The sequence below is a fragment of the Tsukamurella serpentis genome (assembly GCF_054780975.1).
The window spans coordinates 177,368-193,930 of record NZ_BAAGVH010000003.1 but is presented as its reverse complement, the minus strand read 5'-3'; the positions used below and the strand labels follow the sequence as shown (position 1 = coordinate 193,930).

Sequence of the window (16,563 nt, the reverse complement as noted above, 5' to 3'; positions counted from 1 at the left end):
GGCGCCCGCCTGCGGCAATCATTGCGATCACCCGTGCTTCGAATCCCGGGACCTGCGTTCACGCTGGTACCGGTTGGCCGTCTCGCGCAGGTACACCGAACGCAGCCCCTGCAGGGTCAGGTCGGCGCGCTGATCGGTGACGGTGGCGCACTCACCGGCCACACCGTCGTCGTAGCCACCGGTGGCCACCACGCGGGCTCCGGGCACCACCTTCAGTGCCCGGCCCACCAGCGCATCGACCATTCCGGCGAAGCCGTAGATGATGCCGGACTGCAGCGCTTCGACGGTGTTCTTGCCCACCACCGAGCGGGGCGGAGACAGCTCCACGCGGCGCAGTGCGACGGTGCGCTCGGCGAGCGCGTCCAGTGCACTGCCGACGCCGGCCGCAATGGCACCGCCGAGGAACTCCCCGCCGGCGCTGACCACGTCCACTCGGGTTGAGGTGCCGAAATCGACGATGACGCACGGGCTGCCGTTCGGTCTGCCGATCAGCTCGTGGGCACCGGCCGCATTGGCGACCCGGTCGGTGCCCACCTCGCGGGGGTTGTCCACCAGCAATGGCACGCCGGTCTTGACTCCCGGTTCGAGGATCACCTGCTGTGCGTGCGGGTAGTACTGCGGCACCACCGCGCGAAGTGATCGCAGCAGCTCGGGCACCGTGGACAGCACGCTGACGCCGGTCACAGCGGCGGGATCGAAGCCGCCTCCGGTGAGGAAGCCGCGCAGGATCAGGGCCAATTCATCGGTGGTCATCCGCGGATCGCTGCGCAACCGCCAGGTACCGAGCAGCCGTTCGTCGTCGGCGCTGCCGAACAGTCCGACGGTGACCGAGGTGTTCCCGGCGTCGATCGCCAACAGCACTAGATGCGTCCTGTCACCAGGCCGAACCCGTCCGGGACGTGCGCGGCGTCGGCGCTCAGTTCGACGGGCTTGTTGTCGGCGTCCACGAAGACCACGGACGGTGCGTAGGAGGCGATCTCGGCCTCGTCGAGCTGGCTGTAGGCGATCAGGATCACGATGTCGCCGGGGCTGACCAGATGTGCTGCGGCACCGTTGATCCCGATCACACCGCTGCCGCGTTCACCGGCGATGGTGTAGGTCTCCAGGCGGGCACCGTTGGTCACGTCCACGATCGCGACCTGCTCACCCTCGAGGAGGTTCGCCGCGTCGAGCAGATCGGCGTCCACGGTCACCGACCCCACGTAGTGCAGGTTCGCCTCGGTCACGGTGGCGCGGTGGATCTTGCTGGTCATCATGGTGCGGAGCATTACTGTGCCTCCTCCAGGAATCCGGTTCCGATGGCGATGCCGACGTTGTCGAGCAGCCGGGTGGTCCCCACCCGGGCCGCCACCAGCAGCCGGCCGTCGCCCTTCTCGGGCGCCGCGCCCAGGTCCGGCGCGCGCAGCTGCAGGTACTGCACGTCGATCTCCGGGCGTGCGGCGAGCACCTCGTTCGCGGCGGCCAGGATGGCGCTCTCGCCGCCCTGCGCGGCGTAGGCACCGGCCAGCAGCGCCGCGGAGAGGGCGGTAGCGGTCTCCCGCTCGGTCTCGGAGAGGTACACGTTGCGTGAACTCATCGCCAGGCCGTCGGGCTCGCGGACGGTGGGAACGCCCACGATCCTGACGTCCATGTTCAGGTCGGTGACCATCTGCCGGACCAGGACCAGTTGCTGGTAGTCCTTCTCGCCGAAGTAGGCGGCGTTCGGCCGGACGATGTTCAGCAGCTTGTTGACCACGGTGAGCATCCCGGCGAAGTGCGTCGGGCGGCTGTCGGCCTCCAGTCCCAATCCCGCGGGGCCGGGGTGCACGGTGGTGCGCGGGCCGTTGGGGTACATGTCGGCGGCCGATGGCGCGAAGACCAGTTCCACGCCGGCGGCGCGCAGCTTCTCCACGTCGGCGTCCAGCGTGCGCGGGTAGGCGTCGAGGTCTTCACCCGGCCCGAACTGCAGCGGGTTGACGAAGATCGAGACCACGACCACGGCACCGGTGAGCTTGGCGGCGTGCACCAGTTCCAGGTGTCCGGCGTGCAGCGCTCCCATGGTGGGCACCAGGGCCACCTGCTTGCCGGTGGAGCGCAGTGCGGCGGCCACCTTGGTGACCTGCGCCGGGTCGTGGTGCACGGTCAACTGGCCGGGCACGTAGGGGCGGGCGGGTGCGCTCATGAGGGCTCCTGAGTCGGCGTGAGAACCGGGTCGATGGCTGAGGATGTTCCGGATTGTGCTGCGGCACGCCGCGACTGGGCGCGGTAGGCGTCGGCGAGGGCGGGGTCGACGGCGCCCAGGGCATCCAGGTGCCGGGCGACGGTCCGGTGGTCGCCGCGGGCGGCCGGCCCGGTGAGTGCGGCGGCGCCGCTGCGCAGGGCGTTGTCGAGGGCCGCGCGCGCCAGCGGGGCGAGCACCCGTTCGGCCGGGCCGGTCCGGGTCCCGCCCTGGAACTCGGGATCATCACGGCCGATCCCGGCGGCGAGGGCGGCGCGCAGCGCGAGGACGGCGTCGTCGATCAGGGCGACCAGGTGGTTCGCCCCGTGTGCCAGCGCCGCGTGGTAGAGCGGCCGGGCGGTCTCCGGGACACGGACCGGTTCCGCGCCGATCTCGAGCGCCAGTGCCTGCCCCACGGCGTGACCGACCTCGTCGGTGGCGGTGATCCCGATGCAGCACGACTGCAGGCGCACGGAGTCCTCGTCGGTGTCGACGAAGGTCATGGCCGGGTGGAAGGCGCTGGTGGTGCAGCCCAGCCGGGCCAGCGGATCGAGTACGCCGACGCCGAGTGCGCCCGAGGTGTGCAGCACGATCGCCGACGGGTTGATCGCGCCGGTGAGCTCCTCGACCAGTGCGGCCAGTTCGGTGTCCGGGACGGCGAGGACCAGTAGTTCGGCCTGCGCGGCGACCTGCTCAGGGGCAGCGATCACGGCCTCGGGCAGGCCGCGGGCGGCGCGGGCGGTGGCAGCCGGCGACGGGGCGCTCACGGCGGTCACGATGTGGCCGACGCGTTCGAGGGCGACGCCGAGGGCGGTACCGACCCGGCCGGCCGAGATCACGCCGACGGACAGCCGCGCGGGCGTCGGGGGATTGGGTATGCCCGCGAGCGGGTCGTGCCTGCTCTGCGAGTCCGAGAACTCAGGCATGGGCGTGTGCCTCCAAAGGTCGTTCCAGTCCCGCATCGCGGGTACCAGACGGTCAGCGCAAGGCTATTCCTCGCTGCTCGACGGTGGCAATCGGGTGTGAGCTAACTCATCACTCGGGCTTGCGGCGCCGTCCGCCCTGGCTGCGCTCGGTATCGGCGTTCATCCGCGCGATCAGATCGGCCACGGTGCTGCCGGAGGTGTGCTGGCCGGTGTGCTCGCTCTGCTCCTTCGACGTGCCCTGATCCTGAGGCGCCTCGGGCTGGGACGGGGCGGACTGCTGCGGCTGGAACGACGGCTGCGCGGGCGGGGCCGCGAAGCCGTGCGCTGCGGGGGCACCCGGCCCCTGCTGGGGTCCGGGCTGGGGTCCGGGCTGTTGTCCCGGCTGGGGTCCGGAGGTGGGGGTGTACGGACGCGGGGGGAACGGCGGACGGTACCCGGACTGCGGAGCCATCGGGACGAACGGCTCGGCGGTGGTGGGGTCGATGTGCTCGACGTGTTCCACATCCACCGGCTGCGACTCCCGGGCACCGGCGCCGCTGGAAGCGGCCTCGTCGACGTCGTCGGGGACGACCTCGAAGACCATCGTCGGCGACTCCCGGCGCGGCGCCGCACCGGGATCCTGTCCGGCGCCCGGCGCGGACGGCACGGTGAATCCCGAGCCCTGCGAGTTGTTGAAGCCCGGCTGCCCCGGCCGGCCGGTCTGGGCGTTCCCGGGCTCCTGCGGGCCGGACGCCGACGGTGCGGCGGACGCGGCGCCGTAGTAGTCGTCGACGTCGGCGACCTGGTCCGGGACGCCCGCGAAGTCCTGCTGGGCACGGAACCGGTCGTCGTCCTCGAAGACCGACTTGCTGCGCTGCGCGGCCAGGGCGCGCTGCTCGGCGGCCGCGTACAGCTCCTGGTACGACGGCCCCAGGTCGCGGCCCAGCAACTCCTCCAGGTTGGCGCGCAGTGCCAGCACCTCGGACTTGAGCGCGGTGAGCTCCTCATTGGCCTCGTCACGCACCTCGGCGCGGATCTCCCGCTCGACCTGCAGCTCGTACTCGCGGCGCGCGCTGATCTCCCGTTCGAGCTGCAACTCGTAGACGGTCTTGAGGCCGCTCTCCTTGGACTCCGCGGCGCGCAGGTCGCGGGTGTACCGGGCGATCAGGAAGGCGGCGATCACCAGGCCCCAGACCAGCAGGATCAGCGCGACCAGTCCCCACCGACGGTCATCGGAGAAGACCCACATACCGGTGCCGATCACGGCCAGCACGATCACTGCACCCAGCATCCACTGCCCGGCGCCGCCGCTCGAGCGGCGCGGGGCACGCTTGCGTGAATTCGGGATGTTGGGTTGCGTCATGATCGCGACCTTACCGTTTACCTGCGGTCGATACCTTCAGGCCGGGGAGGTGTCGGCCGGCTGATCGTCCGGATCGTCCGGGGTGCGACAGCACCGTTCCAGCCACAACGCCGCCGCCAGCAGCAGCATCGCCCCCACCAGGCCGATCCAGGCGCCGGGGCGATCGGCGTGCGTGGCCGCCAGGCGCGCTCCCCCGGCGTACAGGTACACCAGGGCTCCGCCGAAGAATCCACCCGCCACCGCGCCCAGGTACGCCGACGCCTTGGCCAGGGCCAGCGCCCGTGCCACCGCGATCGGATGGATCCGGCCACGGCCCATCCCCACCTCGCCGTCGCCGATCCGCGCCCGCACCACCTGCGCGATGTACAGGTCGGCGGCGGCGATGCCGTACAGCAGGGCACCCGCCCAGACCGGGATGATCGGTGCGGCGACCCCATCCGCCACCAGGTACACCCCGATGCCCACACCGACGACGATCAGGGCCGTCTCGATCCAGGTGGTGGGGCGCACCGTCGGACCGCCCGGCTCCTCGTCCTGCGGGGCCCGCCCCGATCCGGTTCCGGTGGCACTCACAGTGCGGTCACCTCCGCCGCCTCCGCCGCGGGCAGCTCCGCGAGCAGGTCCGCGACGGGGCCGCGCCCGGGAAGCTCGGCGTGCGGGTCCAGCTCCAGCCACGGGACCAACACGAAGGCGCGCTGATGTGCTCGCGGGTGCGGAACGGTGAGCTCGGGATCGTCGGAGTGCACCGGCTCGCCGCCGTCCCAGACCGCGATCACGTCGACGTCCAGCGTCCTCGGTCCCCAGCGCACCTCGCGGACCCGTTCGGCGACCGCCTCCTGCTCACGGGCGAAGGCCAGCCACCCGGCGGCGTCCCGCGCGGGGTCGTCGGCGAGCACCGTGGCATTGATGAAATCGTCCTGCTCGACCCCGCCCCACGGCGGCGTGCGGTACAGCGCGGAGGCTCGCACCAGAGCCGGTCCGAGCGCGTCGATCGCGGTGCGCACCGCCGTCGCGGCGTCACCCAGGTTGGCTCCGAACGAGAGCACCGCGGCGGTCACTGCGCGCTCCTGCCGGCCCGGGAGCGGCGCGCGACCACGGCCACATCGGCGAAGGTCAGCGGGATCGGTGCGGACGGCTTGTGCACGGTGACCTCCACCGCGTACACCTTCGGATCGGCGGCGATCCGGTCGGCGATCTCCGCCGCCACCGTCTCGATCAGGTCCCGCGGCGGGCCGGCCACGATGTCGTGGGCGAGCTGCGCCAACGCCCCGTAGTCGACGGTGTCGCCGAGGTCGTCGGAGGCGGCGGCGGGCCGGGAGTCGACCCAGAGCACCAGGTCCACGATGAACTCCTGGCCGTCGCGGCGTTCGTGGGCGAAGACACCGTGGTTGCCGCGCACCCGCAGCCCGGTCAGTTCGATCCGGTCGGCCATCTCAGGCACCGCCCGCGCGCCAGGCCGAGCTGACCGCGATCGCATCCGCGGACGAGCGCACGTCGTGCACTCGCACCCCCCACACCCCGGCCTGGGCGGCCAGCGCGGAGATCGCGGCGGTGGCCACCTCACGCCCGGCGGGTTCGCGTCCGCCGAGCAACTCGCCGAGGAACCGTTTGCGGGAGGCACCCACCAGCACCCGGTGACCGGTCTGCACCAGCACGTCCAGATCACGCAGCAGGGCCCAGTTGTGGGCGGCGTTCTTCGCGAATCCCAGGCCCGGGTCCAGCACGATCCGGTCGGGCGCGATGCCCGCGGCGATCGCGGCGTCCGCCTGCCGGAGCAGTTCGTCGCGCACCTCGGTGACCACATCCCCGTAGTCGGTGACCTCGTGATGGATGCCGGCCCAGGTGTCGGCTCCGGGCGCCCCCGGGCTGGGACGCCAGTGCATGAGGATCCAGGGCGCGGCGGAATCCGCGACCACGGAGGTCATCTCCGGGTCGGCGAGACCGCCGGAGACGTCGTTGACGATCGCAGCTCCGGCCTCGAGGGCAGCGGCCGCGACGGATGCGCGCATGGTGTCCACCGAGACCGCGATGCCGTCCGCGGCGAGCGTCTCGATCACCGGGACCACGCGGTCCCGTTCGATCTCGGCGGGTACCCGGTGCGCGCCGGGCCGGGTCGATTCGCCGCCCACGTCCACGATCGCGGCACCGTCGGCGACCAGCGCCCGGGCCCGGGCGACGGCGGCCTCGGGATCGAGGTAGCGGCCACCGTCGGAGAAGGAGTCGGCGGTCACGTTCACCACGCCCATCACGAGCGTCCGGTCGGCCCGGGGCTGCGCCGTCATCAGCGGCGCAGGATCAGATCGAGCGCCTCGGCGCGGGAGGTCGCACTGTCCTTGAAGGCACCGCGCACCGCGGAGGTGGTGGTGCTGGCGCCCGGCTTGCGGATACCGCGCATCGCCATGCACAGGTGCTCGGCCTCGATCACCACGATCACACCGCGCGGATCGAGTTTGCGGACCACGGCGTCGGCGATCTGTGCGGTGAGCCGCTCCTGCACCTGCGGCCGCTTGGCGTACAGGTCCACCACCCGGGCCAGTTTGCTCAGCCCGGTGACCCGGCCGCTGGGGCCGGGCAGGTAACCGACGTGCGCGACGCCGTGGAAGGAGACCAGGTGGTGCTCGCAGGTCGAGTACATCGGGATGTCCTTGACCAGCACCAGCTCGTCGTGATCCTCCCCGAAGGTGGTGTCGAGCACGGTGTCCGGATCGGTGTGCAGGCCCGCGAAGACCTCTGCGAAGGCGCGAGCCACCCGCTCCGGGGTCTGGGTGAGCCCCTCCCGGTCCGGGTCCTCACCGACGGCGATCAGCAGTTCCCGGACCGCGTCCACGGCGCGCTGGTGATCGAACGGGGCGACCGCGGCCCCGAAGTCAGCGGCCATCGTCGCTCGATCGGTCCGTGCCGGACTGCTCCCCGCCCTGCTGTGCGGTGTCACCCGGTGAGGGCTGCGGCTGCTGGGGCTGCTGCGGGGGCCACCCGGGCGCAGACCATCCGGCCGGGGCGCCGTAATCGGGCCGGCTGCCCTGGTGCCGCTCCCCGGGCTGACCGTACTGACCCGGCTGGTTGTACGGGCCCGGCTGGTTGTACTGGCCGGGCTGGGCCTGCGGGTACTGCGGACCGGGGTAGCCCTGCGGGCCGCCCCACTGGTACCCGGGCTGACCGTAACCCTGCGGCGCCTGGCCCGACGGTGCGCCCGCCTGCTGCCCGGGAACCGGCCACGATCCCGGTCCGACGGGGGCCGGCTGACCCCACTGCCCGTTCGGGCTGTTCTGCCCGTTCGGGCTGTTCTGCCCGGTCGGACTGTTCTGGCTGTTCTGGCCTGCGGCCACCAGGCTCTGCTGCTCGGCCATGCGGCGTTCGGCGTCCTCGTCCACCGGCGGCCACGGCTCGCCCTTCTCGATCGCGATCTCCTTCGGAGTCTTGATCGGAGGCTTGTTCGACGGGGTACGGCTGCCGAAATCGTCGAACTGGGTGATCCGCGGACGCTTCTCCACGGACTCGAAGATCCGCTCCAGATCCTTGCGGACCAGGGTCTCCTTCTCCAGCAACTCACCCGCGAGCACGTCGAGCACATCGCGGTACTCGGTGAGGATCGCCCAGGCCTCGGTGTGCGCGGCCTCGATCAGCGAGCGCACCTCCTCGTCGATCTGCGCCGCCACGGCGTCGGAGTACTGCGCCCCGCCGCCCATGCCGCGGCCCAGGAACGGGTCGCCCTCGTCCTGTCCGTACTTCACCGCACCCAGGCGCGCACTCATGCCGTACTCGGTGACCATGGCGCGCGCGATCTTGGTGGCCTGGTCGATATCGCTGGACGCGCCGGTGGTGGGCTCGGCGAAGACCAGTTCCTCGGCGGCGCGACCACCCATCGCGAAGATCAGCCGGCCGATCATCTCGTTCCGGGTGTACATGCCCTTGTCGTTCTCCGGCACGGCCAGCGCATGGCCACCGGTCCGGCCGCGGGCCAGCACCGTCACCTTGTACACCGGGTCCAGGCCGTCGGTGGCCCAAGCCGCCAGGGTGTGCCCGCCCTCGTGGTACGCGGTGACTTTCTTCTCGTGTTCGGAGATGATCCGGTTCTTGCGGCGCGGGCCGCCGACGACACGGTCCACCGCCTCCTCGAGGGTCGGTGCGGTGATGACCGCACCGTTCTCGCGGGCGGTGAGCAGCGCCGCCTCGTTGATCACGTTGGCGAGGTCGGCGCCGGACATGCCGGGGGTGCGCTTGGCCAGTCCGTCGAGGTCTGCATCGGGCGCGAGCGGCTTGCCCTGCGCGTGCACGTTGAGGATCGCCTTCCGGCCGGCCATGTCCGGGTTCGAGACCGGGATCTGACGGTCGAAGCGGCCCGGGCGCAGCAGCGCCGGATCGAGGATGTCGGGCCGGTTGGTGGCGGCGATCAGGATGATGCCCTGCCGGTCGCCGAAGCCGTCCATCTCCACCAACAGCTGGTTGAGGGTCTGCTCGCGTTCGTCGTGACCGCCGCCGAGGCCGGCGCCGCGCTGGCGGCCGACCGCGTCGATCTCGTCGACGAAGATGATGCAGGGACTGTTCTCCTTGGCCTGCTCGAACAGATCGCGCACGCGGGAGGCGCCGACACCGACGAACATCTCCACGAAGTCCGAGCCGGAGATGGTGAAGAACGGCACCCCGGCCTCACCGGCGACGGCGCGGGCGAGCAGCGTCTTACCGGTGCCGGGCGGGCCGTAGAGCAGCACGCCCTTGGGGATCTTCGCGCCGAGTGCCTGGTAGCGGGCCGGGTTCTGCAGGAAATCCTTGATCTCGTTGAGTTCCTCGACGGCCTCGTCGGCGCCGGCGACGTCGGAGAAGGTGGTCTTGGGCATGTCCTTGGTGAGCTGCTTGGCCTTGCTCTTACCGAAGCCCATCACCCCACCGCGGCCACCGCCCTGCATCCGGTTCATCAGGAAGAAGAACAGGCCCACCAGCAGCAGGATCGGCAGCAGCGTGAACAGCAGCATCGAGATCCAGGGCGATTCCTGGGTCACGTTGGTGGTGTACGGCACGGACTTGCCGTCCGAGGTCTTCGCGTCCTGGACCTCGCCGAGGATGTCCCGCGCGGCCCCGGCGGGGTACTTGGTGAAGACCTTGGTGGCACCGTCGGTGCCGTTCTCGCCGTCGACGGCCTTGGCGAGGGTCACGCGCAGGGTCTGCTCGCGATCGTCGATCTGCACGTCGGTGACGTTCTTGGCATCGAGCTGCGCGACCACGAGCGAGGTGGGAACGCCCTTGGTGTACTCGCGGTTGCTCCCGCCGACCATGGTGAACGCCCAGACCAGCAGCACGAAGGTGGCGATGATCGCCAGGGTGCGGATGAGAGATTTCCGTTTCATATGGCTTCGCCTCGCGGCTCGTCAGTCCTTCTTCTTCCGGCGCGCGGATCGCCGCGCAGGGTCGACTCCCCAGATTACCGTGCAGGGCCGGGGTGGAAGCGGTCCCGGGCTGCGCTCAGGGCGAACAACCCGCTATGCCTCGATCTCGGCGGCCAGCGCCAGCAACGCGGCCTCCCCGCCCGGCCGGGCGATCAATTGCACACCCTCGCCGAGGAAGGGCACCGTCATCGCGGGCCAGCCGACCAGGTTCCACAGCGCCGGGAACGGCGCGTACGCCAGGCTGCTCAGCACACTCGCCACCCAGGGCGACTGCGAGTACCGGCGGGCCCGGACCGGGCGGCGCGCGAGCGCCGGGGAGATCAGGACGTCGATCCGCTCGGCGGCGAAGAAGCGCAGCAGTGCGGACTCGATGCGTACAGCGTCCGCGGGCCGGACCAGGCCGCGACGGATCGCCACCCGGCCGAGGGCGGCGTGCCGACGGGTTCGGGCCTGCAACAGGCTCGGGTCGGCGCCGCGAGCGATCAGGTCGTCGGCGTCGGTGGCGGCGCCCGCGACCCACCGGGCCAGCACCGGCAGGGGTGAAGCGGGGTACGGCACGGCGACCTCGTGGACCGAGTGCCCGTGCTCGCGGAGCCGTTCGGCGGCGCCGTGCACCGACCGGGTGATCGCGGCTGCGGTGAACGTGACCGCCGTCGGGCGGTTGCAGCCCAGTCCCACCCGCAGGCCGGTGGCGTCACCGATCCGCGCCAGCTCGGGTCGTCCGGCCAGTACCGACAGGCCCAGCGCGGCGTCGCCGACGGTGCGGGTGATCGGGCCGTTCTCGGCCATCCCGAACCAGCTCGTCGGTCCGAGGTCGGACGGGACCACACCCCGCCCGGGTTTGATGGCGACGGTGCCGGTGCACGCGGCCGGACCGCGCAGCGAGCCGAGTCCGTCGTTGCCGTGCGCCAGCGGGACGTGTCCGGCGGCCACCACCGCCGCGCTGCCCCCGGAGCTGCCGCCGGCAGTGCGTCCGGGACGGTGCGGATTGTCCACCGGGCCGGACGGGTCATCGGTCATCGCCCACAGGCACAGTTCCGGGACCCGGGTCAGGCCCACCACCACCGCACCCGCGGCGCGCAGGCGCTTGACCACCGGATGGTCGCTCTGTTGCGCGGGCAGCGCGGCGCCGCACTGTTCGGAGACCCCGTCCAGGGTGCGGTGGCCGGAGACGGCCACGTTGTCCTTGACCGCGATCGGCACCCCGGCCAGGGGCAGCGAGTAGCGGTCGGGGCGTCCGTCCACGGCCGCCGCCTCGGCCAGGGCGCGTTCGGCCCGCAGCACCCGCCAGCCGTGCACCTCGTCGTCACCGATCCGGGCCAGCGTCTCGCGGGTGATCTCGACGGCGCTCTGCCGTCCCGATCGCACCCGCTCGGCGGTGGCCACGGCGGTGGCCGGGGTCATTCGCTGTAGACCTTGGGCTCCAGGATGCCGATGTAGGGCAGGTCGCGGTAGCGCTCGGCGTAGTCGAGGCCGTAGCCGACGACGAACTCGTTGGGGATGTCGAAGCCGACCCACTTCACGTCGACCTCCACCCGCACCGCGTCTGGCTTGCGCAGCAGGGTGACCACCTCGAGCGAGTTGGGCTGGCGGGTCGCGAGGTTGCGCAGCAGCCAGCTCAGGGTGAGGCCGGAGTCGATGATGTCCTCGACGATCAGCACGTCGCGGCCGGCGATGTCGCGGTCGAGGTCCTTGAGGATGCGCACCACACCCGAGCTGGAGGTCGACGAGCCATAGCTCGAGACCGCCATGAACTCCAGCTGCGTGGGCACCGGCAGCGCCCGCGCCAGGTCGGTCACGAACATGACCGCGCCCTTGAGCACCGTGATCAGCAGGAGGTCGGAGTCGCCCTCCCGGGAGCTGTACCGCTCCGCGATCTCGGCGGCCAGTTCCGCCGTCCGCTGCTTGATCTGCTCTTCCGTGAGCACCGTCGAGGCGATGTCTCCCGCGTACAACTCACCCGTGCCGTTCACCACGCTCTCAGGATGCCACCTGCCCGGGTCACCTGCAGCCGCCGCCCCGCACTTCCGCCCGGCACCGCGGTCGGGCCCTGCCCGTGCCAGTCGGTGACGAGTGCGTCCACCGCGGTCAGGTGTTTGGCGGTCAGTGCCCGGGCGCCGCACTGGGCCAGCCAGGCGCGGATCGCGCGAATCCGCAGTGCAGCGGGCAATTCCGTCAGTTCGGACACCGGCAGGTGCGGGCCCGACGGTGCTGGGGCGAGCGCGTCGAGGGCCTCGTTGTCGGCACGCAGTGAAGCCGCCGTGCGCGCCAGGGACGGTGCGACTCCCCCGCCGAGCACCTCCTCCAGCAGCGGCAGCACCTCGGTGCGCAGCCGCACCCGGGTGAACCGGGGGTCGAGGTTGTGCGGGTCCTCCCACGGATGCAGGCCGAGCTCGGTGCAGGCCCGGCGGGTCTCGTCGCGCCGGACGCCGAGCAGGGGTCTGCCGTACGGCGGGGCCCACGGCGCCATCCCGGCGAGCGAGCGGGCTCCGCTACCACGGCCGAGACCGAGCAGTACGGTCTCGGCCTGGTCGTCGAGCGTGTGTCCGAGCAGGACCGGCGATCCGTCGCGGGCGGCGTCGAGGGCGCGGTACCGAGCGGTGCGGGCCGCCGCCTCCGGTCCGCCGGCACCGTCGACCTGCACGGTGAGCACCTGCGCGCGGAGCACCCCGAGGTCCCGCGCGGTGGCGGCGGCGCGCTCGGCGACCGCGGCGGAACCGTCCTGCAGACCGTGGTCGACCACCAGCGCGACGGTGTCCAGCCCCGCGGCCAGTGCGCCGGTGAGCAGGGCGAGCGAGTCCGCGCCGCCGGACAGCGCGACCGCCACCTCGGAGCGTCCCGGCGCGGCCGACGCCCGGTACTCGTGCCACCAGGTCTCGACCGCCCGCCGCACCCGCAGCGCCGCCGGACCGGGGCGGTTCACGGCTCCGCGCCGCCCAGCACCCGCCGGACCCAGCGGTCCGGATGGTCGAGCTCCTGCGCCAGCGGCAGGCTCTGCGGACCGGACCAGACGGTGTTGAACCGCTCCATCCCGACCTGCCCGATCACGGCGTCGACGAACTTCTTGCCCCGCACGTACTGGGCGATCTTCGCGTCCATGCCGAGAATCACCCGCAGCATCCGCTGGATCGGGTTCGACGGTGCCTCCCGGCGCCGGTCGAAGGCGGCGCGGATGCTGCTCACGGTGGGGATCACAGACGGTCCGACCGCGTCCATCACGTGGTCGGCGTGCCCTTCGAGCAGGGTGCCGAGCATCATCAGCCGCTCCACGGCGGCGTACTGCTCGGGGCCTGCGACCACCTGCAGGACCCCGATCAATCCGCTCTGCCGCTCGTCCGCGGACAGGCCGCGGCTCACTCGCGCCAGCAGGTCGGCGACGGTGCCGCTGCCACTGCCGGTGAGCGCCGCGACGTTCTCCCGCATGTAGTCGGCGAGCCACGGGTTCGCGCCGAACTGCACCCGGTGCGTCACCTCGTGCAGGCACACCCACATCCGGAAGTCGTCCGGCTTGAGCCGGAGCGCCCGTTCGACGGTGATCACGTTGGGGACCACGAGCAGCAGTTCACCGCCAGGTACACCGAACGGGTCGTACTGGCCGAGGACCGATCCGGAGATCAGTCCGAGCACGGACCCGGCCTGCACCCCGGCCACTCGCGCGGCCAGCCCCGGGGGGCGGGCGTCGTCGTCCTCGATCAGGGCTTCCATCGACCGGGTGGCGGCGGTGATCCACTCCCGCCGGTCGACGGTGCGGGCGGGCGGCATGTGCGCAGGAGTCGGCAGGCCGGTGACGGTGCGGACGTGGTCCTCGGCGGTGGCGGCGTACTCGAGCAGTTGGGCGGCGGCGCGTTCGCGGGTGTAGGCGGTGGTCGCCGGGCCGCGTCCGAGTGCACCCGCCACCTTGCGGCCGGCCGCTGCGGCGAGCGGCCAGTCGACCTGGGTGCGGGGACTCGGCGCAGTCATGGCGCCGCGCCGCATCCGCAGCCGCGGAGCGCGGCGGTGACCGCGTCCATGGCGGGCCGCGCCACGTCGACGGGGGTCCCGGAGGACATCAGGGTGAAGGTGAGCACCGCACCGTCGCGCCCGGTGACGTAGCCGGCGAGCGTGGAGACACCGGACAGACTGCCGGTCTTGGCCCGCACGAATCCGGCGCCGGGCCGGTTGGCGGTGACGTACCGGTCGGCGAGGGTGCCGGTGGCACCGGCGACGGGCAGCAGGTCCAGCAGGGGCCGCAATTGCGGCTTGGCGGGACTCGCGGCGGCGGTGACGACGGCGTCGAGCACCTTCGCCGGGATCCGGTTGAGCGAGGACAGCCCGCTGGTGTCGGACAGTTCGACCCCGGTGAGGTCGAAGCCGCCGCCGCGAAGGGCGCCGAGGACGGCGCGGGTGGCGCCGTCGAAGGAGGCGGGCTGGCCGCTGGCGATGGCCAGTTCCCGGCCGATGGTCTCGGCGAGCACGTTGTCCGAGTGCACCAGGGCGTCGTGCAGGCGGGTGCTCAGCGGTGCACTGCTGACCGAGGCGAGCGGGGCCGCACCCTGCGGCGCGCTGCCGGCGATCACCGCTGAGGCGGGCAGGCCCAGGCCCGCGGCGAGCGCGCGGCCGGCGGCCAGCGCCGGGTCGGGAACACGCGGCGAGTAGTCCTCGGCGGGTTTGATGCGCCCGGAGTCAAGGATCAGCGGGCCGATCGGGGTGATGTCGCCGCCGGCGATGTCGGCGCGGTCCCAGCCGGCCGCGAAATCGGATCCGACGTAGTGCGAGGTGTCCACCAGCACCCGTTCGATCGGGGCGCCCTTGCGTTTGACCTGCGCGATCAGGTCCGAGATCTTCGGTGCGTCGGAGAACAGCGAGGTGGCACCGGCGCGCAGGGTGGGGTCTCCCCCGCCGACCAGGACCACGTCACCCGGGCGCGGACCGGCGACCACCGTGGTGGCGATCCGGCTGTCGAGCGGCATGGTGAGCAGCGCGGCGGCGGCGGTGAGCACCTTGGTGGTGGACGCGGGGGTGCGGGGTCGCTCGGAACCGCGCTGCCAGAGCACGGTGCCGGAGGTCGCGTCCGCGATCACACCGGTCAGATCCCCCAGATCGGGGTTGCGCAGCGCGCCGGCGATCTGGGTCTCGACGCCACCGGCGGTGGGGGCGATCCCCGGGACGACGGCGCTGAGCGCGGGCCGGTAGTCGGGTTCGGCGGGACGGGGTGGCACCGCGGCGGCGAGGTCCCGCCTGTCCTTGTAGACGCCGTAGCCGACGATGGCCGCGACGGTGCCCACCACGACCAGCGTCAACACCAGTACGGTGATCGCCAGCCGCGTCAGGGTTCGCCGGATCCGGAAGCGTCGCACCGCACCACCCTAACGGCAGTGCGGGTGAGTATTCTCAGCGTGCATGGTTGACGCGAGCGAAGGGAAACAATGAGCGTCGAATTCGAGGTCACCGTCGAGATCGCCAAGGGCTCGCGGAACAAGTACGAGGTGGACCACAAGACCGGTCGCCTGAAGCTGGACCGGTACCTGTACACTTCCTTCGGTTACCCCACTGATTACGGCTACATCGAGGACACCCTCGGTGAGGACGGCGATCCGCTGGACGCGCTGGTCCTGCTGCAGGAGTCGGTGATCCCGGGTTCGCTGGTGGACTGCCGCGCGATCGGCATGTTCAAGATGGAGGACGAGAAGGGCGGCGACGACAAGGTTCTCGTGGTGCCCGCCGGCGATCCGCGCTGGGACTCGGTCCAGGACATCGGTGACATCGACAAGTTCGAGCTGGATGCGATCGAGCACTTCTTCGTGCACTACAAGGATCTCGAGCCGGGCAAGTTCGTGAAGGGTTCGAGCTGGGTCGGCAAGGCTGAGGCGGAGAAGGAGATCGCCGCGTCGGTCGCTCGCGCCGAGACCGCGGCCGAGGAGCACTGACCGGCAACCCTGTTGCCGGGAAACCGGAAGCGGCGGCGAGGATCTCCTCGCCGCCGCTTTTAGTGTTCGGTCAGAGCTTCGCGGCGACCCGCCGGATCATGTCCTCGAATCCGGGCCGGTCGATCGTGCCGTCGGCAGCCGCATTGGCGTTGAGCATCACCGTCACCCCGCCCTTGGTGAAGTACGCCGACGATCCGGCGGCGGTCTTGTCCCCGTCCTTGCGGGTGATGTCGAAGACGAATCCGGTGGCGCCGTCGGTGCCCGCGGGCAGGTCCTTGCGAACGGTCTCCTGCTTGAGCGGCCCGAAACCGACCTGGGCGCATTCGCCGGTGCCGGCGGCCTCGAAGATAGCGGGGGCGACGTCGCCCGGCAGCAGGGTGATGCCGTAGAGCACGGCCTCGCCCTTGCGGACCGTCTGCTGCACACCGGACTTGACGGTCGCGGCGACCTCCTGCTGCGCCTTGAGGTTCTTGTCCTTGCAGGCCGCGGGTTCGACGGTGGCGTCCTGGACCTGTTGCACCGCCTGCAGAGCGGTCATCATGGCGCTGTCCGCGGGCACGGTGTCCAGGGTCAGCCCGGCGGGCACGTCCTGGGCGGTGAGCGCCTTGGCCGGTTCGACGGTGGGCGCGCCACTCGACGGGGCCCGGCTCGAGGACGCGGTCCCGTCCGCGCCGCCGCAGGCGGTCAGCACCAGACCGGTGGCGGCCAGTGCGGTGGCGATGGCCGCGACGCGGCGGGGTGGACAGGTCTGGTCAATGCGGCGCAACGGCTTCTCCTGCCGATCGGGTGCGGGGATCGAGTGCGAAATATG

The 16,563-nt window shown here is 71.7% G+C and carries 18 protein-coding genes; 1 reads left to right on the top strand and 17 read right to left on the bottom strand.

Annotation, left to right across the window (positions count from 1 at the left end; genetic code table 11):
• Positions 1-27 precede the first annotated feature (27 nt).
• The 16 genes from ACYVHG_RS09085 to dacB all read right to left on the bottom strand — a co-directional run bounded on the left by ACYVHG_RS09085 (position 28) and on the right by dacB (position 15,182).
• Positions 28-861 carry a type III pantothenate kinase gene (locus ACYVHG_RS09085; protein ID WP_461167127.1) on the bottom strand — a complete coding sequence of 278 codons (834 nt, stop codon included), beginning with the start codon at positions 859-861 and terminating at the stop codon, positions 28-30.
• Positions 861-1,268: an aspartate 1-decarboxylase gene (gene panD, locus ACYVHG_RS09080; protein ID WP_461167126.1), complete on the bottom strand. Its 408-nt coding sequence runs from the start codon at positions 1,266-1,268 to the stop codon at positions 861-863. The genes ACYVHG_RS09085 and panD overlap by 1 nt, the downstream gene beginning before the upstream one ends.
• Positions 1,268-2,161, bottom strand: a complete 894-nt coding sequence (panC, locus tag ACYVHG_RS09075) for a pantoate--beta-alanine ligase (RefSeq protein WP_461167125.1) — start codon at positions 2,159-2,161, stop codon at positions 1,268-1,270. Before panC ends, panD begins: the two co-directional genes overlap by 1 nt.
• Positions 2,158-3,123, bottom strand: coding sequence for a Rossmann-like and DUF2520 domain-containing protein (locus ACYVHG_RS09070; protein WP_461167124.1), 966 nt, complete (start codon positions 3,121-3,123; stop codon positions 2,158-2,160). The genes panC and ACYVHG_RS09070 overlap by 4 nt, the downstream gene beginning before the upstream one ends.
• Positions 3,124-3,232: 109 nt before the next feature.
• Positions 3,233-4,465 (bottom strand): DUF6779 domain-containing protein, encoded by a 1,233-nt coding sequence (locus tag ACYVHG_RS09065; RefSeq protein ID WP_461167123.1) that lies wholly within the window; start codon positions 4,463-4,465, stop codon positions 3,233-3,235.
• 36 nt (positions 4,466-4,501) lie between these two features.
• Positions 4,502-5,038 (bottom strand): DUF3180 domain-containing protein, encoded by a 537-nt coding sequence (locus ACYVHG_RS09060; RefSeq protein WP_461167122.1) that lies wholly within the window; start codon positions 5,036-5,038, stop codon positions 4,502-4,504.
• Entirely contained in the window at positions 5,035-5,523 is a 489-nt protein-coding gene (folK, locus tag ACYVHG_RS09055; RefSeq protein ID WP_461167121.1) for a 2-amino-4-hydroxy-6-hydroxymethyldihydropteridine diphosphokinase, read from the bottom strand. The genes ACYVHG_RS09060 and folK overlap by 4 nt, the downstream gene beginning before the upstream one ends.
• Positions 5,520-5,897 (bottom strand): dihydroneopterin aldolase, encoded by a 378-nt coding sequence (folB, locus tag ACYVHG_RS09050; protein ID WP_461167120.1) that lies wholly within the window; start codon positions 5,895-5,897, stop codon positions 5,520-5,522. Before folB ends, folK begins: the two co-directional genes overlap by 4 nt.
• Position 5,898: 1 nt before the next feature.
• Positions 5,899-6,747, bottom strand: a complete 849-nt coding sequence (folP, locus tag ACYVHG_RS09045) for a dihydropteroate synthase (protein WP_461167119.1) — start codon at positions 6,745-6,747, stop codon at positions 5,899-5,901.
• On the bottom strand, positions 6,747-7,343 hold the full coding sequence (folE, locus tag ACYVHG_RS09040; protein WP_461167118.1) for a GTP cyclohydrolase I FolE: 597 nt from the start codon (positions 7,341-7,343) through the stop codon (positions 6,747-6,749). The genes folP and folE overlap by 1 nt, the downstream gene beginning before the upstream one ends.
• Positions 7,333-9,807, bottom strand: coding sequence for an ATP-dependent zinc metalloprotease FtsH (gene ftsH, locus ACYVHG_RS09035; RefSeq protein ID WP_461167117.1), 2,475 nt, complete (start codon positions 9,805-9,807; stop codon positions 7,333-7,335). The genes folE and ftsH overlap by 11 nt, the downstream gene beginning before the upstream one ends.
• 132 nt (positions 9,808-9,939) lie before the next feature.
• The gene (locus ACYVHG_RS09030; RefSeq protein ID WP_461167116.1) at positions 9,940-11,250 is read right to left on the bottom strand and encodes an amidase; all 1,311 of its coding nucleotides are present in this window, start codon (positions 11,248-11,250) and stop codon (positions 9,940-9,942) included.
• Positions 11,247-11,819, bottom strand: a complete 573-nt coding sequence (gene hpt / locus ACYVHG_RS09025; RefSeq protein WP_461167633.1) for a hypoxanthine phosphoribosyltransferase — start codon at positions 11,817-11,819, stop codon at positions 11,247-11,249. Before hpt ends, ACYVHG_RS09030 begins: the two co-directional genes overlap by 4 nt.
• Positions 11,816-12,769: a tRNA lysidine(34) synthetase TilS gene (gene tilS / locus ACYVHG_RS09020; RefSeq protein WP_461167115.1), complete on the bottom strand. Its 954-nt coding sequence runs from the start codon at positions 12,767-12,769 to the stop codon at positions 11,816-11,818. The genes hpt and tilS overlap by 4 nt, the downstream gene beginning before the upstream one ends.
• On the bottom strand, positions 12,766-13,806 hold the full coding sequence (locus ACYVHG_RS09015; protein ID WP_461167114.1) for a zinc-dependent metalloprotease: 1,041 nt from the start codon (positions 13,804-13,806) through the stop codon (positions 12,766-12,768). The genes tilS and ACYVHG_RS09015 overlap by 4 nt, the downstream gene beginning before the upstream one ends.
• Positions 13,803-15,182, bottom strand: coding sequence for a D-alanyl-D-alanine carboxypeptidase/D-alanyl-D-alanine endopeptidase (dacB, locus tag ACYVHG_RS09010; protein ID WP_461167113.1), 1,380 nt, complete (start codon positions 15,180-15,182; stop codon positions 13,803-13,805). Before dacB ends, ACYVHG_RS09015 begins: the two co-directional genes overlap by 4 nt.
• Before the next feature lie 69 nt (positions 15,183-15,251).
• Here dacB and ACYVHG_RS09005 point away from each other — a divergent pair, with 69 nt between their 5' ends.
• Complete coding sequence (locus ACYVHG_RS09005; RefSeq protein ID WP_461167112.1) at positions 15,252-15,752, top strand: inorganic diphosphatase; 501 nt, start codon at positions 15,252-15,254, stop codon at positions 15,750-15,752.
• Between the two features lie 70 nt (positions 15,753-15,822).
• Here the strand turns inward: ACYVHG_RS09005 and ACYVHG_RS09000 are convergent, their stop codons facing one another.
• Complete coding sequence (locus ACYVHG_RS09000; protein WP_461167111.1) at positions 15,823-16,518, bottom strand: hypothetical protein; 696 nt, start codon at positions 16,516-16,518, stop codon at positions 15,823-15,825.
• Positions 16,519-16,563: the final 45 nt, after the last annotated feature.